The sequence below is a fragment of the Haemophilus paracuniculus genome, assembly GCF_002015115.1.
Taxonomy (GTDB): domain Bacteria; phylum Pseudomonadota; class Gammaproteobacteria; order Enterobacterales; family Pasteurellaceae; genus Haemophilus_E; species Haemophilus_E paracuniculus.
This window is the reverse complement of sequence record NZ_MUYA01000021.1, coordinates 1-25,217: the sequence shown is the minus strand read 5'-3', so window position 1 is coordinate 25,217 and position 25,217 is coordinate 1. Positions and strand designations below refer to the sequence as shown.

At 45.5% G+C, this 25,217-nt stretch carries 27 protein-coding genes; 12 read left to right on the top strand and 15 right to left on the bottom strand.

The window, feature by feature from the left end:
* Window positions 1-2,255: YadA family autotransporter adhesin (locus B0187_RS10005; RefSeq protein WP_211272726.1), on the top strand; the 2,255-nt coding region annotated here is incomplete at its 5' end.
* A 126-nt stretch (window positions 2,256-2,381) separates the two neighbouring features.
* Here B0187_RS10005 and B0187_RS10000 read toward each other — a convergent pair.
* The gene (locus B0187_RS10000) at window positions 2,382-3,368 is read right to left on the bottom strand and encodes an oxidoreductase (protein WP_078237708.1); all 987 of its coding nucleotides are present in this window, start codon (window positions 3,366-3,368) and stop codon (window positions 2,382-2,384) included.
* Window positions 3,369-3,426: 58 nt separating this feature from the next.
* Here B0187_RS10000 and ybaK point away from each other — a divergent pair, with 58 nt between their 5' ends.
* The gene (gene ybaK, locus B0187_RS09995) at window positions 3,427-3,912 is read left to right on the top strand and encodes a Cys-tRNA(Pro)/Cys-tRNA(Cys) deacylase YbaK (RefSeq protein WP_078237707.1); all 486 of its coding nucleotides are present in this window, start codon (window positions 3,427-3,429) and stop codon (window positions 3,910-3,912) included.
* 20 nt (window positions 3,913-3,932) lie between these two features.
* Here the strand turns inward: ybaK and B0187_RS09990 are convergent, their stop codons facing one another.
* Window positions 3,933-4,742, bottom strand: coding sequence for a Cof-type HAD-IIB family hydrolase (locus tag B0187_RS09990; RefSeq protein WP_078237706.1), 810 nt, complete (start codon window positions 4,740-4,742; stop codon window positions 3,933-3,935).
* Window positions 4,743-4,859: 117 nt separating this feature from the next.
* Here B0187_RS09990 and B0187_RS09985 point away from each other — a divergent pair, with 117 nt between their 5' ends.
* Complete coding sequence (locus tag B0187_RS09985; RefSeq protein WP_078237705.1) at window positions 4,860-5,552, top strand: phosphoribosyltransferase family protein; 693 nt, start codon at window positions 4,860-4,862, stop codon at window positions 5,550-5,552.
* A 129-nt stretch (window positions 5,553-5,681) separates the two neighbouring features.
* On the opposite strand, the gene B0187_RS09980 is transcribed toward B0187_RS09985, so the two are convergent.
* Together B0187_RS09980 and serB are read right to left on the bottom strand one after the other, a co-directional pair.
* Window positions 5,682-6,173 carry a YajQ family cyclic di-GMP-binding protein gene (locus B0187_RS09980; protein ID WP_078237704.1) on the bottom strand — a complete coding sequence of 164 codons (492 nt, stop codon included), beginning with the start codon at window positions 6,171-6,173 and terminating at the stop codon, window positions 5,682-5,684.
* Window position 6,174: 1 nt separating this feature from the next.
* Window positions 6,175-7,050 (bottom strand): phosphoserine phosphatase SerB, encoded by an 876-nt coding sequence (serB, locus tag B0187_RS09975; RefSeq protein ID WP_078237703.1) that lies wholly within the window; start codon window positions 7,048-7,050, stop codon window positions 6,175-6,177.
* Between the two features lie 86 nt (window positions 7,051-7,136).
* On the opposite strand from serB, the gene B0187_RS09970 reads away from it, so the two are divergent.
* Window positions 7,137-7,799, top strand: coding sequence for a YtjB family periplasmic protein (locus B0187_RS09970; protein WP_078237702.1), 663 nt, complete (start codon window positions 7,137-7,139; stop codon window positions 7,797-7,799).
* A gap of 112 nt (window positions 7,800-7,911) precedes the next feature.
* Window positions 7,912-8,130 carry a translation initiation factor IF-1 gene (infA, locus tag B0187_RS09965; protein ID WP_078237701.1) on the top strand — a complete coding sequence of 73 codons (219 nt, stop codon included), beginning with the start codon at window positions 7,912-7,914 and terminating at the stop codon, window positions 8,128-8,130.
* Between the two features lie 66 nt (window positions 8,131-8,196).
* Here the strand turns inward: infA and hslO are convergent, their stop codons facing one another.
* Window positions 8,197-9,093: an Hsp33 family molecular chaperone HslO gene (gene hslO / locus B0187_RS09960; RefSeq protein ID WP_078237700.1), complete on the bottom strand. Its 897-nt coding sequence runs from the start codon at window positions 9,091-9,093 to the stop codon at window positions 8,197-8,199.
* Between the two features lie 141 nt (window positions 9,094-9,234).
* On the bottom strand, window positions 9,235-10,614 hold the full coding sequence (locus tag B0187_RS09955; protein WP_078237710.1) for a DegQ family serine endoprotease: 1,380 nt from the start codon (window positions 10,612-10,614) through the stop codon (window positions 9,235-9,237).
* A 334-nt stretch (window positions 10,615-10,948) separates the two neighbouring features.
* On the opposite strand from B0187_RS09955, the gene rho reads away from it, so the two are divergent.
* Window positions 10,949-12,211, top strand: a complete 1,263-nt coding sequence (gene rho, locus B0187_RS09950; protein ID WP_078237699.1) for a transcription termination factor Rho — start codon at window positions 10,949-10,951, stop codon at window positions 12,209-12,211.
* A 44-nt stretch (window positions 12,212-12,255) separates the two neighbouring features.
* On the opposite strand, the gene B0187_RS09945 is transcribed toward rho, so the two are convergent.
* The gene (locus B0187_RS09945; protein ID WP_078237698.1) at window positions 12,256-13,107 is read right to left on the bottom strand and encodes a thymidylate synthase; all 852 of its coding nucleotides are present in this window, start codon (window positions 13,105-13,107) and stop codon (window positions 12,256-12,258) included.
* An 87-nt stretch (window positions 13,108-13,194) separates the two neighbouring features.
* Here B0187_RS09945 and B0187_RS09940 point away from each other — a divergent pair, with 87 nt between their 5' ends.
* Window positions 13,195-13,770, top strand: coding sequence for an HI_0449 family lipoprotein (locus tag B0187_RS09940; protein ID WP_078237697.1), 576 nt, complete (start codon window positions 13,195-13,197; stop codon window positions 13,768-13,770).
* 191 nt (window positions 13,771-13,961) lie between these two features.
* On the opposite strand, the gene B0187_RS09935 is transcribed toward B0187_RS09940, so the two are convergent.
* The gene (locus B0187_RS09935; RefSeq protein ID WP_078237696.1) at window positions 13,962-14,180 is read right to left on the bottom strand and encodes an HP1242/YdcH family protein; all 219 of its coding nucleotides are present in this window, start codon (window positions 14,178-14,180) and stop codon (window positions 13,962-13,964) included.
* Between the two features lie 169 nt (window positions 14,181-14,349).
* On the opposite strand from B0187_RS09935, the gene B0187_RS09930 reads away from it, so the two are divergent.
* The gene (locus B0187_RS09930) at window positions 14,350-15,204 is read left to right on the top strand and encodes a chalcone isomerase family protein (RefSeq protein ID WP_078237695.1); all 855 of its coding nucleotides are present in this window, start codon (window positions 14,350-14,352) and stop codon (window positions 15,202-15,204) included.
* A gap of 71 nt (window positions 15,205-15,275) precedes the next feature.
* Here the strand turns inward: B0187_RS09930 and B0187_RS09925 are convergent, their stop codons facing one another.
* A complete protein-coding gene (locus B0187_RS09925; RefSeq protein ID WP_078237694.1) occupies window positions 15,276-17,111 on the bottom strand; it encodes an ABC transporter ATP-binding protein in 1,836 nt (611 codons plus the stop codon).
* Window positions 17,112-17,240: 129 nt separating this feature from the next.
* Window positions 17,241-17,747, bottom strand: a complete 507-nt coding sequence (luxS, locus tag B0187_RS09920; protein ID WP_078237693.1) for an S-ribosylhomocysteine lyase — start codon at window positions 17,745-17,747, stop codon at window positions 17,241-17,243.
* A gap of 309 nt (window positions 17,748-18,056) precedes the next feature.
* Here luxS and B0187_RS09915 point away from each other — a divergent pair, with 309 nt between their 5' ends.
* Together B0187_RS09915 and B0187_RS09910 are read left to right on the top strand one after the other, a co-directional pair.
* Complete coding sequence (locus B0187_RS09915) at window positions 18,057-18,299, top strand: hypothetical protein (protein ID WP_078237692.1); 243 nt, start codon at window positions 18,057-18,059, stop codon at window positions 18,297-18,299.
* 25 nt (window positions 18,300-18,324) lie between these two features.
* Entirely contained in the window at window positions 18,325-18,708 is a 384-nt protein-coding gene (locus tag B0187_RS09910; RefSeq protein WP_078237691.1) for a hypothetical protein, read from the top strand.
* A 69-nt stretch (window positions 18,709-18,777) separates the two neighbouring features.
* Here the strand turns inward: B0187_RS09910 and B0187_RS09905 are convergent, their stop codons facing one another.
* The 4 genes from B0187_RS09905 to ybfE form a co-directional block, all read right to left on the bottom strand.
* Window positions 18,778-21,426 carry a PqiB family protein gene (locus B0187_RS09905; RefSeq protein WP_078237690.1) on the bottom strand — a complete coding sequence of 883 codons (2,649 nt, stop codon included), beginning with the start codon at window positions 21,424-21,426 and terminating at the stop codon, window positions 18,778-18,780.
* 100 nt (window positions 21,427-21,526) lie between these two features.
* On the bottom strand, window positions 21,527-21,973 hold the full coding sequence (gene fur / locus B0187_RS09900; RefSeq protein ID WP_078237689.1) for a ferric iron uptake transcriptional regulator: 447 nt from the start codon (window positions 21,971-21,973) through the stop codon (window positions 21,527-21,529).
* Between the two features lie 23 nt (window positions 21,974-21,996).
* The gene (gene fldA, locus B0187_RS09895; RefSeq protein ID WP_078237688.1) at window positions 21,997-22,521 is read right to left on the bottom strand and encodes a flavodoxin FldA; all 525 of its coding nucleotides are present in this window, start codon (window positions 22,519-22,521) and stop codon (window positions 21,997-21,999) included.
* Window positions 22,522-22,529: 8 nt separating this feature from the next.
* Window positions 22,530-22,820: a LexA regulated protein gene (ybfE, locus tag B0187_RS09890; protein WP_078237687.1), complete on the bottom strand. Its 291-nt coding sequence runs from the start codon at window positions 22,818-22,820 to the stop codon at window positions 22,530-22,532.
* A gap of 226 nt (window positions 22,821-23,046) precedes the next feature.
* Between ybfE and B0187_RS09885 the strand changes: the two genes are divergently transcribed.
* Window positions 23,047-24,072 (top strand): branched-chain amino acid aminotransferase, encoded by a 1,026-nt coding sequence (locus B0187_RS09885; RefSeq protein WP_078237686.1) that lies wholly within the window; start codon window positions 23,047-23,049, stop codon window positions 24,070-24,072.
* 78 nt (window positions 24,073-24,150) lie between these two features.
* On the top strand, window positions 24,151-24,495 hold the full coding sequence (locus B0187_RS09880; protein ID WP_078237685.1) for a RidA family protein: 345 nt from the start codon (window positions 24,151-24,153) through the stop codon (window positions 24,493-24,495).
* 96 nt (window positions 24,496-24,591) lie between these two features.
* On the opposite strand, the gene B0187_RS09875 is transcribed toward B0187_RS09880, so the two are convergent.
* A complete protein-coding gene (locus B0187_RS09875; RefSeq protein WP_078237684.1) occupies window positions 24,592-25,005 on the bottom strand; it encodes a type III secretion system chaperone family protein in 414 nt (137 codons plus the stop codon).
* Window positions 25,006-25,217: the final 212 nt, after the last annotated feature.

Here is a 25,217-nt window from a genome sequence, read left to right as displayed (position 1 = left end):
CTGTGTCAGTGAATATCACCTCAGACGGTAATCTTTCTAACGTCACTTGGAATGTGATTTCTGGCGATGTAAATACCAATACTGACCCTAACAAAGCTGCCAATACGGAAGACAATGTACCAGAAACAGGTAAAGTTGTTGTAAATGGCACAGGTTATGTGACTGCAGAAACCCTTGCCAAAGCGGTAAATGCCTCTGGTTGGAAAGTAACTTCTGACATCGTAAACGGTGGTGACCGTGGTAATGAAGGTAGCGAAAAAGATGAGAAATCTACTCAGCTCGTTCAACCAGGTGAAGAAGTGAAATTCCTCGCAGGTAAAAACTTAAAAATTACCCAAAATGGTCAAAACTTCACTTATGCGACTAAAGAAAACGTGTCGTTCAATAACGTGAACACCACTACAATGACCTTAGGTAATGCAAGTAACCCTGAAGCCCCTGCGGTGAACTTCAAAACTGAAAAAGCAAGCCCAACAGTAACAACTGATAAAGATGGCAAACCAGTTGAGAATGCAAAAGCTCCAACTTCAGCAGTGAATCTCTCTGACTCTGCGGGTAACCCAGTTCAGTTGAAAGGTGTTGCATCTTCATTGAATGCGACAACCCCTGCAACTTCAACGGGTGAAAGCGTGCTAGACCTTAACAATGCAACTGACCCAACAGCGGTTGTAACCGTAGCAGATTTACAAAAATATGGTTGGATTGTTCGCACAGAGAAAGACAACAACAGCACCGTAGTAAATAACGGTGAAGTGGTGACTTTCATCGGTGAAAACGGTATCAACGTAACCAGCCGTGAAAATGCTACTGTGAAAGGTAACTGGGATGTGGTGATTCGTGGTGAAAAACCATCTTACACCAGCAACAACAACGCAACGGATGCAACGGTAAGCTTCAACAACGGCAACGGTACAACCTCTAACGTGAAGACTGACCCAGTAACAGGTCAAACCACGGTAAGTTTCGATGTGAATCAAACTAAGGGTTCAACTGATGAAAATGGTATTTCAAGCGTTGAGAATCCAGATTCATTCTTGAACGCAGGTGAAGTATCTAAATTGGTGAACAACGCAGGTTGGAACGTATTCCAAAATGATGTTTCAGCGGCGAATAAGAAAGATACTGTAACCGCAGGTAACAACGTTGTGTTTAACAACGGCACTTACACTACGGTGAACGTAACTTCTGACGGCGTGAATACCACCATCGTTTACAATGCGAACATTGGTAACTTAACCAACAACGCTAACGGTTCTGTGAACGAAGGCGACATCAGCCCGAACTCATTAGCAACCGCCGCAGGTGTAGCAAAAGCGATCAACAACAGCGGTTGGGGTACAAACGTAACTAACCCAGATGGCACTGTAAGCAAAGAGATCGTAAACCCAGGCGACCAAGTGAACTATGTAAATGGTCAAGGCACAACAGCGAAAACGACTGTGGTGAAAAATCCTGATGGTTCACAATCATTTGCTGTATCTTACAGCGTAAACAGCACCACAGCTGACGTGAACGATGCAGGTTCAGTAAATGCACCAGCAGATCCGAACGCTTACTTGAACGCAGGCGAAGTGGTTAAATTGGTGAACGGCGTTTCTTGGACAGTAGATTCAAAAACTGACTCTACCACCGCAAACGGTGCAACCAAAAATACTTACACTCCATCAGCGAAAGTGAAAGCAGGTGATACTGTTCGCATTAACGCAGGTCGTAACATCGAGATCAGCGGTTCAGGTCGCAACATCAACATCGCTACTTCGAACGATCCAACGTTCAACAACGTGAAAGCGAACAAAGTAGATGCAGATGACATCGTAGCGGGCAACAGCCTAACCGTAGGTAAAGGTGCTGGTGCAACGAAGATCACTTCATCGCCAGAAGGCTTGAAGATTGCGAAAGCAGATGGCAAACCACAACGCATCTTGAACGTAGCACCAGGTCAAGCTGACACTGATGCTGTAAACGTAAGCCAACTTAAAGGTGAGATTGGCAATGTAAACAACCGCATCAACAAGTTGAACAAACAACGTAAAGCAGGCCACGCATCTTCAATGGCAGCAGGCAACTTAATGCAAGCATACCGTGAAGGTCAATCTGTAGTAACAGCGGGTGTGGGTCAATACCAAGGTCAAACAGGCTTAGCGGTAGGTTACTCTCGTATCTCTGACAGCGGCAAAGTGGGTATCAAACTCTCTGCTGGCGTAAACAGCCAAAAAGAAATCAGCGGTGCAGCGTCAATTGGTTACTTCTGGTAATCAGAACCTAACTAAAACGCTCGCATAGCGAAGTGAAGAATAAAACCCCCAAGGGAAAACCTTGGGGGTTTTTGTTTTAAGAAAAAACTAATGAAAAAGTTGATTGCCTGACTCTTATTTAGTTTGTTAATAATCCAACACCGCTTCTAACAATTTGATCGCAAGAAAAGCTAGGCTGAATTTTTGTTCGTCTGCCACCGTCCAGAATTGAATGGCGTGGTCGTTTTTGGCGAGCAGTTGGCTGATTTGCAGTTGGGTGTCTTGCTCACTTTCGCCGTTTTTGACGGGGGTAATCACCTGCTCTGGGTGGAACGCAAGCCATTGCTGGTTTTGCCACTGTTCGCTGAGTTGCTCGGCGTTAATCGGATATTCCGACTGCACGCTCACCATTTGCGAAATGCCATAAAAAACAGGCACTTGCACCGAATGGAACGTAGTGCAAGCGGTTAGATTTGGCAAAATTTTGGCAAGCTGATGTTCAAACACTTTCGAGAACGGCAAGGCTTTTTCATCGCTCTGCACATTGCTCGGCACGGTGTCGAACGCCACCCGCTCATTTTCCTCATCGAGAGGAATACCATTCAACAAACGAGCGGTTTGCCCAGCAAGTTCACGAATTTTCTGCTCGCCAAAATAAGCAGACGGCAACAGGGAACTAACAAAAATTTGGTTAATCGGCTGATCGAGCAAAGGCTTCAACGCAAGGACGAGCTGACTGATTTGCGGATTTGCTAACGCCACGATGTTGCGTTCACGAAGCTGGGCGAGATCCTGATCATTCACACTTGGCACAATCACAGGCACATTGGCGATCAGCGAGGTAATGCCGTAGAGATCTAAAATAATACAGCCCGCTTGTACCGCTTGGGCGAGGATTTCCGCCTGAGCCATTTTGCCCGCAAACAGAACGTGGCTAAATTGCGACCAATCCACCTCGGCGAGGGCGATTTGTGGCACGGCACGGCTGCCAAAGCGTAGGTTTTGTTCTTCGCCAAAGGGTTCGAGTTCAACGGCGGAAATTTGATCGAGATTTAATTCACTATTTTCTAAGGTGTCGAGAAGTTTTTCGGCGAGGCTGAAATCGGCGGCGATTGCCAAATGAATGTTTGCCATTTGTTGCTCCATTTTGTATAAAGTCGAGATTCTACAACATTTTAGCGAGGAAAAAACGATGACCCCAGCGATAAATTTACTCAAAAAACAAAAAATTGCGTTTCAGTTGCACCCTTACGATCACGATCCGAATAACCAAAATTTCGGGCAAGAGGTGGTGGATAAGTTAGGATTAAATCCTGCACAGGTGTTTAAAACCTTGCTGGTGGCGGAAAATGGCGATCAGAAAAAATTGGCGGTGATGATTGTGCCTGTTTCTTCCACTTTGAATTTAAAGCAAGCGGCACAGGCGTTGGGCGTGAAAAAAGTCGAAATGGCGGACAAAGCGATCGCCCAAAAGGTAACGGGCTATTTGGTGGGCGGCATCAGCCCACTCGGTCAGAAAAAACGGCTACCGACCGTGCTAGACAGCTCGGCTCAACAGTTCGCCACCATTTTTGTCTCAGGTGGAAAACGTGGCTTAGACGTAGAACTCACCCCAACGGATTTAGTGGCTCTCACAAGCGGTCAGTTTGCGGAAATTATGGAAAAAAATGGGGGGTAATCTCCCCATTTTACAAGCGGTTAGATCACGCCAAATTTTTCGAGGGCATCCAAAATGCCGTCTTCATCAATGTGCTTGGTGACATACTTCGCCACCGCCTTTAATTCTGGCTCGGCGTTGCCCATTGCGACCCCAAACCCCACCGTAGAAAGCATTTCCATATCATTGAAACCATCGCCAAACGCCATTGCGTTTTCAATACCTAACCCGAAATGGGCGATCACATTTTGAATCCCACGAGCTTTGGAATTTTCTTTTTTGAGCAGATCGACCGAATGGGTATCCCAACGCACCGCTTTCAAATCCTCGCCCAAAATGCCCGAATCTGCCACTTCTTGATCTCGGCTTTCATCATAGAAAGCAAGCATTTGCACCACTTGGTGCTGGCGATAATGCTCGGGATCGACAATATAATCCGCCTTGATCGGGGCGGTGGCGGAATGGAGTTCGGGGGTGATTTCCGACACGGCGATTTCATCTTTGGTAACGAAAGCGTAAGGAATGTTGAGGGCGGTGAGTTTGCGGATAATCCGCTCAATTTGAGCAGGATCGAGGGGATATTGGCTGATCACGTGCTGTTGGTGGAAATTATATTGCCCGTTGATCGTAACAAAAACCTCAAAACCCGCCTCGTTCAGCAACGGCTTCAACGCCGTTGGAAACGCCCCAAAGCAACGCCCCGTGGCAATCGCAGGGATAATTCCTTTCGCTTTCAAACGGGGCAAAACTTGCTCACTGATTGAGGCAGGAATCGCCATTTTATCTTTGTTGTAAAGCGTCCAATCGATGTCGAAAAAGACGATTTTAATCGGTTGTTGTGGTTGGTTCATCGCGTTATCCTTTTAATTGAGAAAGTGAGATTTTACTCGTTTTTCGATCAAGATCACAAAAATTGCCCCACTTTTCTAGCAAAAATTTGATAAGTTGCAAGAAAAAAGAGGAAAAAAATGAATTTTTGGCGATTTTGTTGTTTGGCGTGTGAAAAGCCGTTGCAGATTAGCTGGCACGGATTTTGCTCTCGTTGTATAGCGAAGATCGAAAAATCGCCCTATTGCGGTGGCTGTGGGGCAAAATTGCGGGAAAATCGGCGATCTTGTGGCGAATGTGCAGTAAATGAACCGAAATGGGATCGAATGGTGCGGATTTCCAGCTACAAACCACCCCTTGTAGGTTGGATTCATCAGTTCAAATTCGATCAACGTTATGATTTTGATCTTGGTTTGGCTCGTTTACTGCTCTTAGCGATCAAACAAGCCCAGCGAGAACATCAACTCAGCCTGCCCGAAGTAATTTTGCCCGTGCCACTCTTTGGCTTGCGACAATGGCAACGGGGATTTAATCAAGCGGATCTGATCGCCAGCCGTTTGGCAAAATGGTTGCAGATCCCGCTGGATCGCCACAGTTTACGCCGAGTTCGAGCTACTTCGGCACAAAAAGATCTCACCGCCACCGAACGCAAACGCAACCTAAAAGGGGCGTTTGAATACCACCCCAAATCTCCCTACCGCCGAGTTGCCGTAGTGGACGATGTGGTAACCACAGGCTCAACCCTCAATGAAATCTGCAAACAACTACGCAAACAAGGGGTGGAAGAAATTCAGGTTTGGGCGTTGGCGAGGGTGGTTAGAGAGAATAAGTGAGTGGAACGAAGAAATTTCACAAAATCCTACCCCTTGTTTGGGAACGCGAGCATCGCGTCCCTACGGTAGGGACGCCACGCTGGCGTCCCAGAAAAACAAGGGGTAGGATTTGTGAAAAATTTCTATTGCTTAATCACGGAAATTGTTGAACTGGAACGGTTGCCCCAATTCGGCACCTTTGACGAGTTGGATAGTGGCTTGCAGATCATCACGGGATTTGCCTGTTACACGCACTTGGTCGCCTTGAATTTGGGCTTGCACTTTGATTTTGCTGTCTTTGATCAGCTTGGTGATTTTCTTCGCCATTTCGGTTTCGATCCCTTGTTTGAGCTTGATTTCTTTGCTGTATAGCTTGCCGCTGTGTTCGCTGTCGCTTGGGATATCAAGGGAATTGTGTTCGATGCCACGTTTTACGCAAGCCCCGATCAAAATCTCGATCAACTGCTCTAATTGGAAATCGGATTCGGTGGTTAATTTAATCGATTCGTTTTTTTCGTTGAGTTCAATGGTGGCTTCCACCCCACGGAAATCGTAGCGGGTGCTTAATACGCGGTTGGCGTTTTCCACCGCGTTGCGGACTTCGTGCATTGTAATTTCTGACACAATATCAAATGATGGCATTTTATTTTCCTCTCAATGAATTAAAAATGGAATGTGCATTTAATAACAGCAAAATTGCGGTTAAGTCGGCGAAGTTTACCACAATTTTGGCTTGGGCTTGCACTTTTGGTTTGGCGTGCAAGGCAACGCCGAGTTGGGCGGTGTGCAACATTGGCAGGTCGTTTGCCCCGTCGCCCACCGCCACCCATTGACTTGGCGGAATGGAAAAACGTTCGGCGAGGGCTTTGAGGGTGTCGGCTTTGTGTTGAGCGTCCACCACCTTGCCAAGCACCTTGCCCGTCAATTTGCCGTCCATAATTTCGAGCTGGTTGGATACCGCTTCGTCCAAGCCATATTGTTGTTTGAGGTAATCGGCGAAATAGGTAAAACCGCCCGAAGCAATCGCCAATTTCCAGCCGTGTTGTTGTAGGGTTTGCACCATTGTTTCAAAACCGTCCATTAGCGGTAACTTTTCTCGCACCTTTTGCAAAATCGATTCAGGGGCGTTCGCCAGTGTGCCAACTCGCTCACGCAGACTTTGCTCGAAATCCAACTCGCCTCGCATTGCTCGGGCAGTGATTTCCGACACTTTTTCCCCCGTGCCAGCCAGTTTGGCGATTTCATCAATGCACTCAGTTTTGATCGCAGTGGAATCCATATCCATTAGCAGCAAGCCTTGTTCTGCAAGGGTTGGATTGAGATCAGTAAGATTGGCAATATCGCATTGCAACGAATGGGCTAACTCTCGCCAGCAAGCGGTCGGATTCGAGCGAAAAAACGCAATTTGATAGCCAAAACTGACCGCTTGTCCGAGCAATTCCGCTTGGCTTTGTTGTTGAAATTGAGCGATCTGCTCGCTGGAAAGGGCTTTGGCGTAAATGAAAAAAGTGCTTTGCATAGGGCTTCCTGTTGTGGTTTTCTGATTGACAATTTGAGGTGGATATTTCATTATCAATTTTTTATTTTGGATAATCAACGATTTCTATGTATATCAGTCGTGAAAGGCTTTTAAAAATCAGTGTTTTAGCGATGATTATGGCGGTTTGTGTCGCAATCATCGGCGTGGTTTTTATGGGCGTGAATCAGTTTAAATCAGGCTCAAAATTGGCGAGTATCAATCAGGTAACGAATTTGTCCCATTTGTTGGTACGGCAACAGGCGAATTTGTTTGCGTTAATGCTCACCAAAAACGCCAAAAATGATGAATTGGTGGAAGCCTTAGATAGCTTCGCCAAACAAGATTTTGTGCTAGATGCCAATCTCTATTCGCCGACGGGCAGTTTACTGGCTCAAAGTAAAAATGCCTTGGAAATCAAGGCGTTATTGCAACAGCCTGCCGAAACGCGGACAACCCAGCAGATTGTCGAACCGATTTTCGCCCAGCAGGATTTGGTTGGCTTTTTGCGGATTACCTTTGATGCTCAATATGGACAAAGCACCCAAGCCAAAGTGGAAAAGCAATTTTCGGCGTTTTATGGCGAATTGTTGATTTTGATTTTAGCAGGGGCATTGTTGGCGAGCAGTTTGCACACCTTCTGGCGGCGGAAAGTGGTGCATATTCACGCCACGCCAAAAACGGAATTCACCAACGAAAAAAGCCAAAGCAAGCGGTTTCATTCTCGCCGCCGCACTTTCCAACGTAAATAAGTGCGTAAGTAAAACGGGCTTTTGTGGCTAAGTGATTGTAATTTCAACATTTCAGAGTATAATGCACGGCGTTTTTTTGAAACTCACTTTTAATCATTCAAAAGAGGAATAAATGGCAAAAGAAGATTGCATTGAAATGCAAGGCACAATTTTGGAAACCTTGCCAAACACAATGTTTCGTGTTGAATTAGAAAATGGACACGTTTTGACCGCTCACATTTCAGGCAAAATGCGTAAAAACTACATTCGTATTTTGACGGGCGATAAAGTAACGGTGGAAATGACCCCTTACGATTTAACCAAAGGACGTATTATTTTCCGTGCGAGATAATTGATTTCAGCCAACATAAAAGGGAAACATCTGTTTCCCTTTTATCGTTTTTAGTGTAAGCCCATTTTAGTGCAAACCTAGGCTGGTTAATTTCTCGTTTTCGATTTTCAACTCATCAATCGCATTTTGATCGAAGAAGTATTGCGTGCCGCAACATTCGCACTGCATATCAATCACGCCCTGTTTTTCCGCCAGCATTTCCGCAATTTCTTCCGCAGGCAATAACAAAATCGCCGCCCCAGAACGCTCACGGGAACAGCCACACTTAAATTCAGTGGATTGAGCAGGGTAGAGTTCCACTTGCTCTTCGTGATAGAGACGGAATAGCAATTCTTCGGCGGTCAAACCAAACATTTCTTTCGCTTTAACGGTTTCGGTCAAGGTGGCTAAATGCTCAAAATCATCGGGCGAACCCGTGCCGTCTGGCACGATTTGCAGTAATAAACCGCCCGCCACCGCTTGCCCCTCATATTCGCCGACCCGAATTGTCAGTTGGGTTGCCAACTGTTCAGAACGGGCAAAATAATCTTCCAAACATTCGCCAATCGTTGGTTCATCAAGGCTAATCACACCCTGATAGCGTTCACCCTCGTTTGGAATAATTGAAATCACCAGCACCCCGTTGCCGATCATTTCGGTAAGCGTTGCATCATCAGCAATCTCGCCCTCAATCCTTGCCAAAGCACGGAATTGTTGCTGATCATTGCCATTCACCACCGCTAATTTTAACGCCCCGTCCCCTTGAATCTGCACGGTGATCGTGCCGTTAAATTTCATTGTCGCGGTTAAAAGGCTACTCGCCACCAACATCTCGCCGAGCAAATTCTGAACCGCTTTTGGATAATGGTGAGTGTTGAGAGTTTCGGTAAAAGTCTGGTTCAACCGCACCCATTCCCCCCGCACCGCACGGTTTTGGAACAGGTAGCGATAAAGTTTGTCGTTATCTTGACTGTAATGGTTCATTGTTCATCCTTAAAGTAAAAAATCGGCGTATGTTACTACAATGGGGGGATAATGCCAAATGGGGGATATGTAGTGGAAATTTTCAGAAATCCCTCCGCTTACTGCCAACAAAAAAGCCCCTTGCGGGGCTTTCATTTGGGATTATTGAATAATCACATAGAAATTTGAGTTATCACGCACGATGTTGAGGGCAACGGCGGATGGTTTGGAATCCAGCACTTTACGCAGTTCGCCGATGTTGGTAACTTCTACGCGGTTTACCCCCACGATCAAGTCGCCTTTTTTGATGCCACGCATTTCGGCGAGCGAGCCTTTTTCCACTTTGGAAATTTCCACGCCTTTAATGCCTTTCGCATCGTAGTTGCTGTATTCCGCCCCTTTCAACGCTGGGATCAAATCTTTCACGTTGGCTTGGCTTTCGTCTGATTGTAGCGTTACTTTGGCTTTTTCTTGCTTGCCGTCTCGCAAATAGGTTAGCTCAATCTCTTTGCCCGCCCCCGAGGTGGCGACTTTGGCACGCAATTCGCTGAAACTGCGGATTTTTTGACCGTTCAATTCGGTAATCACATCGCCCGCTTTTAAGCCCGCTTTGGCAGCGGCGGAATCGGCAATTACTTCGCTCACAAACGCACCTTGTTGGGCGTTGATGTTGAACTCTTTGGCGAGATCAGCGTTAAGTTCGCCGCCCTTGATGCCAAGCATTCCACGTTTTACCCCGCCAAATTCGATGATTTGTTGCACGAGGTTGTTCGCCATATTACTTGGAATCGCAAAGGCAATCCCTGCGTTGCCGCCACTTGGCGAGAGAATAGCGGTGTTAATCCCGATCAATTCGCCGTTTAAGTTAATCAAAGGCCCGCCCGAGTTGCCTTGGTTTACCGCCGCATCGGTTTGAATGTAGCTCTCGTAACCCTCATCGCTGTTGCCCGTTGAGCGACCTAACGCCGAAATAATCCCCGAAGTTACGGTTTGCCCTAAGCCAAACGGGTTACCGATTGCCACACTAAAATCCCCCACACGCAATTTGTCGGAATCGGCAAATTTCAATTCGGTTAAATCTTTTGGATTTTCAATTTGCAACAACGCCACATCTGAAAGGGCATCCGCACCCACTAATTTCGCTTTAAATTCTCTGCCATCATCAAGTTTGACGGTAATTTTGTCGGCGTTGTCGATCACGTGGTTGTTGGTGATCACATAACCTTTTTCGGCATTGATGATCGCACCTGAACCTTGTCCACGGAAATTACGCGGGGCGGAACGCTCGCCGAACATATCTGGCCCGAAGAAAAATTCAAATTCCTCTGGAATTTGACGGCTACGGCTACTACGGCGACTATCTTGTTTGGTTTTGCCCTCAACGGAAATACTCACCACCGCAGGGCGGACTTTCTCAATCATCGGGGCGAGGCTCGGCACGGCTTGCCCTTCAACGGTTGTTGGTAAATTGGCTTGAACGGTGGCAGGCATTGAAACCACGCCCATTCCTAATACTAATGCGGTTAAAATTGATTTTTTCATTGCTTTCATTTTGCTATCCTTCCATTTAAAAATGTAAAAAAATAACGAACAAGCCAAATTGTTCGTGCCAGCTAAGACAAACAATTTTTTTGGGGGTTCAGATCACAGACTGAAAAAGGCGATTTTTACGCTGACGAGCGGTGCGATTACCCTTTTTTACAAAAATTTTGCAAAATCCCACCGCTTGTTGAGTTATTTTTAAATACAAGCGGTCGGATTTCGCAAAAAATTTGCAAACCGCGGATTTTTGGCGTATTATTCGCCACCTCAATTTATGGCAACGCCATATCAAACGAAATCTTTAATCCAACCTTAATAAAATCCTTTCTTTATTATGCATCTTACAGAATTAAAAAATACGCCTGTCTCCGAGCTTGTCGCCATTGGCGAGGGGCAAATGGGCTTAGAAAATTTAGCACGTTTACGCAAACAAGATATTGTGTTTGCGATTTTGAAACAGCACGCCAAAAGTGGCGAAGATATTTTCGGGCAGGGGGTGCTTGAAATTTTGCCAGACGGCTTCGGCTTTTTGCGTTCGGGCGACAGCTCTTACCTCGCCGGCCCTGACGATATTTACGTTTCGCCGAGCCAAATCCGCCGTTTTAACTTGCAAACAGGGGATAACATCGAGGGCAAAATCCGCCCACCAAAAGAGGGCGAACGTTATTTTGCCTTGCTCAAAGTGGATCGCGTCAATGACGACAAACCCGAAGTTTCTCGCAGTAAAATTCTTTTTGAAAACTTAACCCCACTTCACGCCAATTCTCGCCTCAGAATGGAACGTGGCAACGGTTCAACCGAAGATCTCACCGCTCGCATTTTGGATCTCGCCTCGCCAATCGGGAAAGGGCAACGTGGTTTGATCGTCGCACCGCCGAAAGCGGGTAAAACGATGTTGCTACAAAATATCGCCCAAAGCATTACCCACAACTACCCAGAGTGTGAGTTGATCGTGTTGTTGATTGACGAACGTCCAGAGGAAGTAACGGAAATGCAACGCTCAGTGAAAGGCGAAGTGATTGCTTCCACCTTTGACGAGCCAGCCACTCGCCACGTTCAAGTGGCTGAAATGGTAATCGAAAAAGCCAAACGTGCGGTGGAACACAAAAAAGATGTGGTGATTTTGCTCGACTCGATCACCCGTCTCGCTCGTGCTTACAACACCGTTACCCCAGCTTCGGGCAAGATTTTGTCGGGTGGTGTGGACGCCAACGCCCTGCACCGTCCAAAACGTTTCTTCGGTGCGGCACGAAATGTGGAAGAGGGCGGAAGTTTAACCATTATCGCCACCGCCCTTGTGGATACAGGCTCGAAAATGGACGAAGTGATCTTCGAGGAATTTAAAGGAACGGGGAATATGGAATTGCATCTCTCGCGTAAAATTGCCGAGAAACGCGTATTCCCAGCGATTGACTTCAACCGTTCAGGCACCCGTAAAGAGGACTTGCTCACTAGCCCAGATGAGCTGCAAAAAATGTGGATTTTACGCAAAATCCTCAACCCAATGGACGAAGTGCAAGCAATGGAATTCCTCATCGATAAATTGATGGTCGCGAAAACCAACGATGAGTTTTTTGAAGTGATGAAGCGTTCTTAACTTCTAAAAAAATGGCATTCTGATGAATGCCATTTTTATTTGGGCTAAACCGAAAACGGATATTGAATACTCGGGTGGTATTGATAGCCTTCCACCTTAAAATCATCGAGAGTTACCCAAGTTTCCAAATCTGCCAAACTTTTAATATCAGGGTTGATGATTAAGCGAGGGGCGGCAAAAGGCTCGCGTTTCAGTTGCTCATTTTGCATTAGATCGAGCTGATCTTCATAAATATGTGCATTAACGATTTTATGGAACGCCTGCCCTGCTTGATGTCCCGTGATTTGTGCCATTAACGCCAAAAAAGTGTAGCATTGAATCATATTCCAATTTAAGCCCAACGGCACGTCCGCCGAGCGTTGGGTGCTGTTGAGGTAAAGCGTACCGTCTAGCAAGGAAAAATGGTGGCTATGCAGGCAAGGACGCAAACAGCCCAGATGAAACACGCCAGGGTGGTAAAAAGTGTAAATTTCGCCACGATTATCCACCCCACGCTTCAAATCATCAACAATCTGACGCAAAAGATCGACCGAACCACCATCAGGCTTCGGAAAATTCCGCCCGACCGCCCCGTAAACCAAGCCCATATCGTCCTCGCCCTTACGGTGCGGATTGGCAAGCCACGCCACATTTTCGTTGGCGTTCGCGTCCCAAGATTTCGTGCCGAGCTGGCGGAAATCCGCCGCACTGCTATATCCGCGAATATAGCCCAACAATTCCGCAATCGCCGCTTTCCAATAACTACGGCGAGTGGTAACAAGGGGAAATTCGCCCTTCGCTACATCGTAGGTTAAATCGGCGTTGATCACGGTTAAACAGCGTTTGCCCGTTCGCTCATTTTCCACCCACTTGCCTTGTTCCACAATGCGTTGGCATAAATCAAGATATTGTTTCATTTTTACCTCAAAAGATTTTGCGAAATGTTATTTGTTAGGTAGAATTGTAGCAGTTATTTCAACCAAATTCGCCAAAGGGGTGCGAAAATGAAACTTTTTATTAAATCTCTTTTTATCGGTTCAATTTTAACCTTACTGACCGCTTGTTCTTCGGGCAAGAAAGAATGGACTCGTTTGAATGATGCCGAAGTCGATCAAAAATCCTATGCAATCGCTTACGGTGCAACGGCTCAAACCTATGCCGACCGTGTCAATGAAACCTACGATATCCCAACTTTCGTCAATGGCGTAAACGATTGGTATCAAAACAAAGTTACCCTGCCGATCGAACAAATCCGTGCCTCAACCCTCAACCGTATGCTTGACCACAAGGTTTACGCCTACAACAGCGGCGTGATTTACGCGGCGGATCTGCAAGCAAAATTTAACTACCTTGACCCAAACTGCTGGGGCTTAGTGCAACCTGCCAGTATGACGCAAGGTATTCAAGACGCAATGAACGATATTCAGAAAAACAAAGTGCGTGATGATGAATATATTAAAAACGGCGTAGAACAAATTTTGCAACTTTGCGTAAAAACAATGACCGACAGCGAAAAAGCAGAAAATGCGAAGCCTGCGAAAGCGAAAAAAGCCAAAAGCAAGGTAAAAGCGAAGAAATAAAGATGTTCTGCAAGGGGTAGGATTTTTCAAAATTTCACAAAATCTTACCCCTTGTATGGGGACGAAATTTTGGGACGCGAGCATCGCGACCCTACGTAGGGACGCCACGCTGGCGTCCTTTCTAATGAAATTAACAAAACCGCTCGCCAGACATAAAAAACAAAGCCCACAAACGTGGGCTTTTTCAATTTCTATTCCGCCGATTTTTTCTTCAAAATCGCATAAAGTTCATCTTTTAAATGTAACTTCTCTTTTTTCAACACCTCAATTTCCGTGTGGGTGGCGAGTTCGATATTCGCTTCCATATTTTTGATTCGTTGGTCTAACTCATTGTGTTTATTAAACAAACGTTCAAAATGAGCGTCAGAGGTTTTTAATTGGCTGATTAAATCACGATATTCTGGGAACATAAATTAATCCTCACGAGTAAATGAAAAATTACAGGAAAGATACTACTCTTTTTCAACCGTTTTGGGCTAACTTTCTTTCAAAAATTTGAACTAGATCACAAAATTTTTGTAGAACTTCGCCCGTCAATTTAAAGTATAATAGCCGAAATTTTTTGTTAGGAATTTCAGAATGCGATACAAAGCACTATTGACCTTGCTACTCGGCATTTTTGCGGGAACGGCAAGTGCAAATTGGGAAAAAGTGAACGACCTCGACTACACTTGGGGACCTTTTAAAATTTACAATATCGCACTTTTTACGGAAACGGGGCAGTATGAACTTGGCATCCGTCCGCTAATGCTTACCCTTGAATATGCCAAGCCCGTTGATGGGCGAGATTTCGCCATTTCGATTGCTCGGGCTTGGGCGAATTTAGGCATCAATTTGCCACAACAAGAGGAAACCATTGAGCGGTTACGCAAAACCATTCCCGACCTCAAACCCAACGATAAGTTGAGCTATATCGCCCTGCCCGACACGGGTTATTTTGTGCTGAACGATACGATTATCCCTGAGCAATTTGATAAGGATTTCAATAACGCAATGGTGGCGGTGTGGCTTGATCCGAAAATTGATTTGAGTGCCAAATTAACCACTAAAAAGACCGATCCAAAAGAGCAACAGGTGCATAATTCCACCGATTATGTGCCGTCTCAAACCGCTACGGAAAGCTCTGCGGAAGGTTCAACGCCAACATCAGCGGAACAGAGTCAGCCGCAAGCGGTCGGTTCTGAGCAAAAAATGGCGGTAGAAAATCCACCGCAAACGGCAGAGCCAGCGGAAAATCAATCCGTAGAAAATGTTCCACCTGCAAATGAAGCAACGGCTCAACCGCCACAAGTGACCCCGTCAGCACCGCCAGAAAAAAGCGAAAAGCCGAAAGAGCCAGCCCCAAAAGCGAAGCCCTCAGAATTGGAATCCCCCGAAAAGCAAATCGATCCGATTGGCGATCCTGCCCCAGAGCAAAAATCCCCGATTTCCTAGCATAAAAAAACCACCTCGCACGAGGTGGTTTTTTGTCGATGAAATTTTCAGAAATCCCACCGCTTGTAGGGCTACTCTGGCAAAAATCCGCCGCTTTGGTGAGCCCATAATTTGGCGTAAACGCCGTTTTGAGCCAGTAATTCTTCGTGCGTGCCTTGTTCCACGATTTCGCCTTTGTCTAGCACGATCAAGCGATCCATTGCCATAATGGTCGAAAGTCGGTGGGCGATTGCCACCACGGTTTTGCCGTCCATTAGCTCGGTTAAATTCTCTTGGATTGCGGCTTCCACTTCTGAATCCAACGCACTGGTCGCTTCGTCCAGCAATAAAATCGGGGCATCTTTGAGCATTACACGTGCAATCGCAATCCGCTGGCGTTGTCCGCCAGAGAGTTTGACCCCTCGCTCGCCAACGTGGGCATCAAAACCCGTTCTGCCTTTGGCATCTTGTAGATTTGGAATGAAATCCGCCGCTGCCGCGCGTTCCACCGCTCGCAACATTTCTTCCTCGCTTGCCGTTGGGCGTCCGTAGAGTAGATTATCGCGTACCGAACGGTGTAACAACGAGGTGTCTTGGGTTACCAAACCAATTTGCGAACGCAAGCTCTCTTGGGTGATTTCTCGCACATTTTGTCCGTCAATTTGGATCGAGCCATTTTGAATATCGTAAAAACGCAGTAAAAGGTTAGTGAGGGTTGATTTACCTGCTCCACTACGCCCAACCAAGCCGACTTTCTCGCCTGCTTTGATCGTCAAATCGAAACCTTTGAGCAACGGCTTTTTCGGATCGTAGGCAAAATCCACCTTTTCAAATTTGATCTCGCCTTGTTTGACTTCTAACGGTTTCGCATTCGGCTGATCGACTACCGTATGCGGTTTTGAAAGCGTCATCATTCCGTCTTGCACCGTGCCTAGATTTTCGAACAAGTCGGCAAATTCCCACATAATCCATTGCGATAACCCCTTGATTCGCAAGGCAAGGGCAGTTGAAGTCGCAATCGCCCCAGCACTCACCATTTCCGCTGACCAAAGCCATAAGCCGATCCCTGCGGTAGAGACAATCAACGCAATGCTGGTGAAATTGGTTAGGGTTTCAATCAGGGTAACTAATCGCATCTGCTTATGCACCGTTACCATAAATTCTTGCATTGACTCTTTGGCGTAGGTCGATTCACGATCGCCGTGGGAAAACAGCTTTACCGTCATAATATTGGAATAAGCATCGGTAATCCGCCCCGTCATCAGACTGCGTGCGTCTGACTGCTGTTGAGCGGCTTCGGCAAGTTTCGGCACGAAATACCAGATAGTCGCCCCAAGGCTCACCACCCACAACAGGAACGGCACAAACAGCCAGCCATCAAATTGCAACAAAATCACGCTAGAAGTGGTGAGGTAAACCGCCACATACACCAACATATCGGCACAGGTCATCACCACATCTCGCACCGCCAACGCCGACTGCATTACCTTCGCCGACACTCGCCCTGCAAACTCATCTTGATAAAAGCCCATACTTTGCCCGAGCATCAAGCGGTGGAAATTCCAACGCAACCGCATTGGGAATACGCCCTGTAAAGATTGAAAGCGGATCGAACTTGCTACATAAACACACAGCACGCCGAGTATCGCTACGCCAAACATCGTCCAAATGGACGCCCCTTTCGCCTGCCATAATTCACTCGGCGAAAAACGGTTGATCCAATCAACCAAATCACCCATAAATTGAAACAGCACCGCTTCAATCACGCCCACGCTTGCCACGAGGATCGTCAAAAGCAAGAGATAGCCTCGCATTCCTTTGGTCGCCTCAAAAATAAACGGCACTACCCCTGATTTCGGCGTTTTCGGTGGCTCATCGGGGTAGGTATCAATTCGGTTCTCAAACCATTCAAAAATTTTATTGAACATTGCTTTCCTGCTTATTGAAATAACAACAAGCGGTGGGATTTTGAGAAAATCTTACCGCTTGTTTGGGGACGCGAGCATCGCGTCCCTACCGTAGGGACGCCACGCTGGCGTCCCATAAATGAACTGCAATTATGGATTTAACAATTTCTCATCCAATGCCAAATCTTCGTTGCGGTTTACGCCGATCGGTTGTTTTAACACATTTCGGGCGATTTCGTGGGCTTCGGCGAGGGAGTGTTCTTTGTAAGAACCACATTGATACACGTTTAATTCAGGGATTTTGCTCTGATCTTCCACTTTTAACGCGTCTTGCATTGACTTCGTCCACGCTTCGGCAACCGCTTGGTCGCTCGGTGTGCCGATCAGCGACATATAAAAGCCCGTGCGGCAGCCCATTGGCGAAATATCAATAATTTCCACGCTGTCGCTGTTAAGGTGATCACGCATAAAGCCCGCGAAAAGGTGTTCCATTGTGTGAATGCCACGCACCGGCAAAATATCAATGTTCGGGCGACAAAAACGCAAATCAAACACAGTAATCGTATCCCCTTTTGGGGTCGTCATCGTCTTCGCCACACGCACCGCAGGGGCGTTCATTTTAGTGTGATCCACTTTAAAACTATCTAATAAAGGCATTTTTCGTTCCTCGATAAATGAAAAGAAAGCGGTTAAAACCGCCGAGAATTTTGCAGGATCTTAACAGATCGGCGGAAATTTGTAGATAAAAAATTTCTTGGCGGACATAAAGCCCGCCACTACGAAATATCATCGTTCTTCAAAAAAGTAATCATCATTCGTAGGGGCGGATTTTATATCTACCCGTTCTTAGCACAAAACGCAATAGCGTTCGGGGAACGCTCTGCATTGCGTTTTTGGAATCCATACATCATTGCCAAAATGATAAAATATAGCGTATAATTTCTAGCCAACCATAAGGGGGAAATAATGGGTATAAAAGAAAAACAAGGCATTATCGAAAAATCTGATGTAATAAGCATCAAAAAAGAAGCTCTCGACATCATCGAAAAAGCTGATGCAATGGAATCCATTGATGTCACAGGATTAAATCAAGAACAATTCCTAGCACTGATGAACGCTAAATTTTTTGAACAAAAAAGAATAGAAACTCCTTCAAAAAATGAACCAAAATCAAAAAAACAACACATTCAAAACTTTGCCTATATCTAAAATAGAAATATCAAGCGGATTTAAATTGGCAAGTCAATCCTTTTATTTTGAAGAAAAGGATATACATCTGCATTTAATTGATATTTTCAGATTAAAAGAAATATGGGAACAGCAAGGATATATAGAAATTGTTGATTCAAATCATTCTGGATTTAGGGCTTATGGAATAGCCAAGGATTCGAATAAATATCCGAATCAATATAAAGATTTGTATCACGCAAGATTAAAAAATAATTCACCTGACCCACTTATCATATTAAGAATTACAGAAGATCAGAATAAGAAAGGTTATTTTGCAATCAAAATACTTACCCTAGCTAAACATTCAAATGTATTTGATCAAAAAAATAATGATCTGCTAAAAGATTATGTGATAAACATACTTAAAAAATCTGAGAAAAATAAATAACTATTCGTAGGGGCGGATTTTATATCCGCCCTTTATTACATTAAATTTACTTTTTGTGAACCCAAAATCTTATTCCGCTATCCCCTGATCCCAACTTTGGGCGTCTTGTGGGATTTTACGTTGTAGTAGGAATCGGCGGTTGGGTTCGGCTTGGGGTTGTACTACGCGTCCTGACGGGGTGGAGAACGAGATACCGCCGTTGAGCAATTGCGACATTGTGCCTGAATTGAGGCTTGCCCCTTGTAGGCTGATGTCCATTGTGTAGCCCGAGGACGCCCAGAACTCGGTGTTTTTCCGCACGAGGTGCTGATATTTATTTTGGATTTTTAAATGGATCATCACACGGTCGCCCAATTCGCTGAGGTTTAGGCGTTGCACGATCCCCACCTGCATTCCACGATACATTACGGGGGCATCGACTTGAATGCCATTCGCATCGGCGGTTTCCACGATCACAGGGAAGCCCCCTGCAAATTGGGTTTTCGCGGTGTCGGTATCGTTGAGGCTAAATTGGGTTTGGCGTTTGCCGTTGCCTGCTTCCACGTTGATGTAGTTTTGGATCAAGGCATCTAAATTTTTCACGCCGCTGGTGCTGATGTCGGGCGAGATCGCACTAAATCGGCTGCCTGCTTTGGCGACTATCGGGAAGTATTGCCCCTCAATGTAAGCGGTGGCTTTCACGATTTTTTTAGCATTGTCGAGCTGTAATTTTTCCACTTCGCCCACTTTCAAGCCCATATATTTCACCGCCATTCCTTTGCTCAATTTTGAGCCGTCTTTGGCGATAAGGGTAAGGTAAGTGTTGCCTGCGGTGGCTTTTTGTTGGCTAGCGTAGAGGGTTTTGTCGCCTTTGCTGCCGTTGTTATCAAAGCTGATCGCCCCTTTGAGGGTTCGCATTAACGGCGAGGCTTGCACGCTTAATCCATTGGTGGAAAGATCCACCGCCACCGCAGGTTCGATCCAGAAACGGCTTTTTTCGCTGATTAAATGGCGGTAGCTCGGTTCGATAAAGAGATCGACATCAAATTGATTTTTGGTTGGGCGGACTTTTAACACTTCGCCAATTTGGAAATTGCGATAAAGCACCACCGAGCCTTTGTCGATCCCCGATAAATCGGTCGCTTTAAGGCTTAATGTGGCTTTTTTCTCGGTGGAAACGATGCCCGCTTCGGCACTTTCCACATCTTTGTAGAGGGCATAATTTTGCTTAATCGCACCGCTTGGCGTGCCTTTGAGCAAGCGAACGCCGCCTTTTAGCCAATCTTGGGGCGAGCCAGCATTCACTCGCACGCCCTCTAAGCCCACCGAAACATCAAGGTTAGAAATGGCGACAAATTTGCTGTTACCGCCGATTAAATGGCGGAACGGTGGGTAGATAATCCCCTCAAACTGCACATTTTCTACGCTTAATCGGCGTTTTAAAATTTCGCCGATTTTGACATCGTTATAATAAATGCCCTGTCCTTCTTCTACACCATAGGATGATGGGGCTTGAAAGGTTAATGCAAGGGTATTTGGTTTGGAAAGCAGATAATCCTGTTCGGTTTTCACCACGAACGAGTTTTTTGGCTCGCCCTCGCCTGCCTCTAATTCAAAATAAACGCCACGTAGCAGCTCGTTGATTTTGCTCAACTGCTCTTTGTTGAGGCTAAATTCAGGCTCTTTCACGATAATTTGGCTACCTGTTTTGAACAGATCCGCATAACTCGGATCGATGCGTAACGTGCCTCTGATCGTGCCTTTTTGATCTTTATCGTCCAAAATATCATCATTTTCTAAGCCCGAAAGCACGCCGATTTGGACATTATGGTAGAAAACGGGGGTTTCGTTTACGCGTAAATTTGGCACAAAAGGCACGCTAATCGCAATTTCTGTGCCACGTTGGGCGGATTTTACGCTGTCGTATAACTCAAAGGTTTGAGCTTGCTCGGCTGGTTCAGAATTGTCTGGGGAATCAAAGGCAACTGCCCCCGCCACTAAGGACGCTAAACTTTCCATATTGAGATTGATGCCAGATAAGTTTGCGGTAACATTTAACCCGCTGATATTCCAGAAACGGCTCTCTTTTTTGACGAAGTTGGCAAATTTGCTGTCGATTACCACGTCAATTTCCACGTTTTTACGATCGGCGGTAAAACGATAATCGGCAATGCTACCCACCACCGCTTTGCGGTAGTAAACGTTCGCCCCGACATTGATCGAGCCGAGATCAGGGGCGATCAATTTCACGAGCAAATCGCCGTCTGACACCGACACCGCTGGCGGTTCTTCTTCGGCAATAAAGCTGTATTTGCTTGGGGCATTCTCATCATTATTGGGGCTGAGGGTAATGTAATTGCCCGACACAAGGGTGTCTAAGCCCGAAATTCCTGCAATGGAAGCGGTCGGTTTTACCACCCAAAACGCCGTTCCCTCTTTTAACACCGCTTTTGCTTCTGGGTTGATTTCCGCTTGCACTTCCACTTTTTTCATATTCTCGACAAAGTAAACTTTCTTCACTTGCCCGATTTGCAAACCTTGATAACGAATTGCCGTTTTGCCTGCGGTGATGCCGTCCCCTTCGTTAAAGCGGATCGTGATCATCTCGCCACGCTCTTTCATAATTTGGAAAAAAAGCAGGCAGCCGATGGCGAATGCGGTAATCGGCAATAGCCAGAAAGGGGAAATTTTGCGAGGTTGGCGAACCTTTGCCGCCACGGGGGTTCTTTGATCTGTCATTTTGCTTTCTAACATACGAACAAGCGGTAAGATTACCCAAAATTTTAGCTAATCTTACCGCTTACAAACTTATCCACTCAATTTAGCGAAAACGGCTAAATTATTTTTTCTCTTTTTCATCACACTGTTTGATGTTGTTACATTTGCCGTACAAATACAAACTGTGGTTGGCAAGCTCAATGCCGTGCTGTTGGCTGATTTCACGCTGACGGCGTTCGATTTCTGAATCTTTAAATTCAAACACTTTACCGCAATCCATACAGATGATGTGGTCGTGCTGATGATTCATATTTAATTCAAACACCGCTTTGTTGGCATCAAAATTATGGCGGATCAAAATATCCACTTCTTCAAACTGATTCAAAACACGGTAAACCGTTGCCAAGCCAATATCTGAACCCTGTTCGAGCAAAATTTTGTAAATATCTTCCGCTGAAAAGTGTTGCATTTGATCACGATGTTGCTGCATTAACGCTAAAATCGTGAGGCGAGGTTCGGTTACTTTTAAGCCCGCATTTTTTAACAGTCTTGCATTTTCTTCTGACATTTTTGCCACCTATTTGCCTTAAATTACGCTAATTGATCTAAGCACATTTCTTCAAAAATTTGTTTGCACCAGCGGTTTACTCGGTCGTTGGTTAATTCTGGCTGGCGATCTTCATCAATGCACAAGCCCACAAAAGTATCTTCATCAACCAAGGCTTGTGAAGCCTCGAAGGTGTAGCCCTCGGTCGCCCAATGCCCCACGATCACGCCGCCGTTTGGCTCGATCACATCACGCACAGTCCCCATTGCATCGCAGAAGTATTCCGCATAATCTTCTTGGTCGCCGCAACCGAAAATCCCCACGATTTTGCCCGTGAAGTCAATTTCTTTGAGGGTTGGCATAAAATCGTCCCAATCTGCTTGCGATTCGCCGTAATACCAGGTTGGAATCCCGATCAACAAGAAATCATACGCTTCAATATCTTCTTTGGTGCTTTTGGCAATATCACGCACATCGACGAGATTTTCGCCAAGCTGTTTTTGAATCATTTTTGAGATGTTTTCAGTATTACCAGTATCGCTACCGTAAAATAAACCTACAACTGCCATTTTAATCCCTATGTTGCTGATTCATCGTGTCGATGAATATAATCATTTAAAATTTGTTCAATTAACTGTCCGCGTGTGAGTCCACGTTGGGTGGCTTGTTCTTCTAAGCATTGCACCAAATCGGAATGAAGTTTTAATTCCACCCGTTTCAATCCGCTCGAACGATCTCGTTTGAGTTGATTGCGTTTATTGATGCGGATTTGTTGCTCTCGGCTTAGAGGATTGGTACGAGGTCGCCCAACTTTTGGCGTATTTGCGAACAGATCTAAGGTTATACAATCTGCGTCTTGTTTAGCCATTTGTTTCACGCTGGGGCATTTCGCTTATCCTAAGTGAGAATGATAAGCTAAATTTCAAAGAGGTACGAACTATATCACAAATCTCGCCAAATGTTAAATAGTCGCCCACGGTTTCCGCCTAATCCTAACAATCGCCAAAAACAATGCAAGATATTTGCAGAATAGACTTGCTCACGCCTTATTTTGGCTTACAATAGGGCATTTTTTACTTCACAGGAACACAACAATGACCAAAAATCTCGACTGGGCTAATTTAGGCTTTTCCTACATCAAAACTGACTATCGTTTTATCGCACGTTGGAAAGACGGCAAATGGGACGAGGGCGAACTCACCACCGATAACACCTTACATATTCACGAGGGTTCAACCGCCATTCACTACGGGCAACAATGCTTTGAGGGCTTGAAAGCCTACCGTTGCAAAGACGGCTCGATCAACCTTTTCCGTCCAGACGAAAATGCCAAACGTATGCAAAAAAGTTGCGACCGCTTGCTAATGCCACAAGTGCCAACGGAACTCTTTATCCGTGCTTGTAAAGAAGTGGTGAAAGCCAACCAAGAGTGGGTTGCCCCTTACGGCACGGGTGCAACCCTTTATTTGCGTCCGTTCGTGATCGGCGTGGGCGAAAACATCGGCGTGCGTTCCGCCCCTGAATTTATCTTCTCGGTATTCGCCTGCCCAGTGGGGGCTTACTTCAAAGGTGGACTTGCCCCGTCTAACTTCATCGTGTCTGAATACGACCGTGCCGCCCCTTACGGCACTGGTGCGGCAAAAGTGGGTGGTAACTACGCCGCCAGCCTCTACCCAGGTAAACTCGCCAAAGAACGCAACTTTGCCGACTGTATCTACCTTGACCCGAAAACCCACACCAAAATTGAAGAAGTGGGTTCGGCAAACTTCTTCGGGATCACCAAAGATAACAAATTCATCACCCCAATTTCGCCGTCCATTTTGGCAAGTATCACCAAATACTCACTGTTGCACATCGCCAAAGAGCGTTTAGGAATGGAAACCATTGAGGGCGATGTATTTATCGACCAACTCGACCAATTCGCCGAAGCAGGGGCGTGTGGCACGGCTGCCGTGATCACCCCAGTGGGCGGTATCCAACACGGCGACAACTTCCACGTTTTCTACTCTGAAACGGAAGTCGGCCCTGTAACCAAACGCCTCTACGAAGAATTAGTCGGCATCCAATTCGGCGACCGCCCAGCCCCAGAGGGTTGGATCGTTAAAGTTGAGTTAGACTAACCCCTACAAGCGGTAAGATCTTCAAAAATTTTCAGGATCTTACCGCTTGCTTTATCCTCTCTCGTCAAGGAAATTCAAATGATCAAACGCATTGAAGTGGGCGAACGCTTTTCCGAAGTCGCCATTCACAACGGCGTGGCTTACCTCGCAGGGCAAGTGCCGACCGATGAAAACGCTGACGCCTACTACCAAACCGAGCAAGTCCTCGCCGAAATCGACAAATTCCTCGCCCTCGCTGGCACGGACAAAAGCAAAATCCTAATGGCAACGGTCTATCTCGCCGATATGAACGACTACGCCGAAATGAACCGAGCGTGGGACAAATGGGTCGCCCCCCAAAACGCCCCACCCCGCGCTGCCGTCCAAGCCCAACTCGCTAACCCAAAATGGAAGGTGGAAATTGTGGTAACGGCAGCAATCTAAAAAATAAAACCTAGATAGATATCTAGGTTTTATTTCAATTAAAAGGTAAATCCATTTTGTTGATTTGATGAATTTTTACCTATTTAACTAATTATCTTACTTCAAGTTCTTTTGTTTCTTCAAAAAGTTGCTCAATCTTGATATGGTAAATACTCGTTGCGTTGTTATAAACATATCAATAGCTTTTAGTAAATACTCTTCAGTTATACCGGATTCCAAATCCATTCTTAACTGTACACTTCCATGAGTTTCATAAACAGTTACAAATCGATTATCTTTATTCCAGTTATTCATTTCTTCAAATGACATATCAGCATCATCAAATATCATAATAATGCTCAGAGAACCTCCACCATAGTTATTATCTATCAAATAGTTTCTATCATTATATGTAAATTTAACAATACCAGGTTCTAGAATAACCACATTCTCATAATCCTGATATTGCAAAATAGACATCAATTGTCTATCCGTGAATTCATCAAAAATTTCTGCATAAGAACTACTCATTGCAATCCTCTTTTTGTCTTTATTAGCCAATAATTTCTAAATATGAACAATCATTTAGAACCTTTATTGTTCTACTTGCATAGCAAGTAGAACAATGGGATTATCCCATTGAATGGTTATTTTTTGATCCCATCTAATTTCACAAATTTCAGACATAAAAAATGCCTACTACTCTATTTTTAGCTCTGTCCAAAATAAAAAACCCCTCGCAT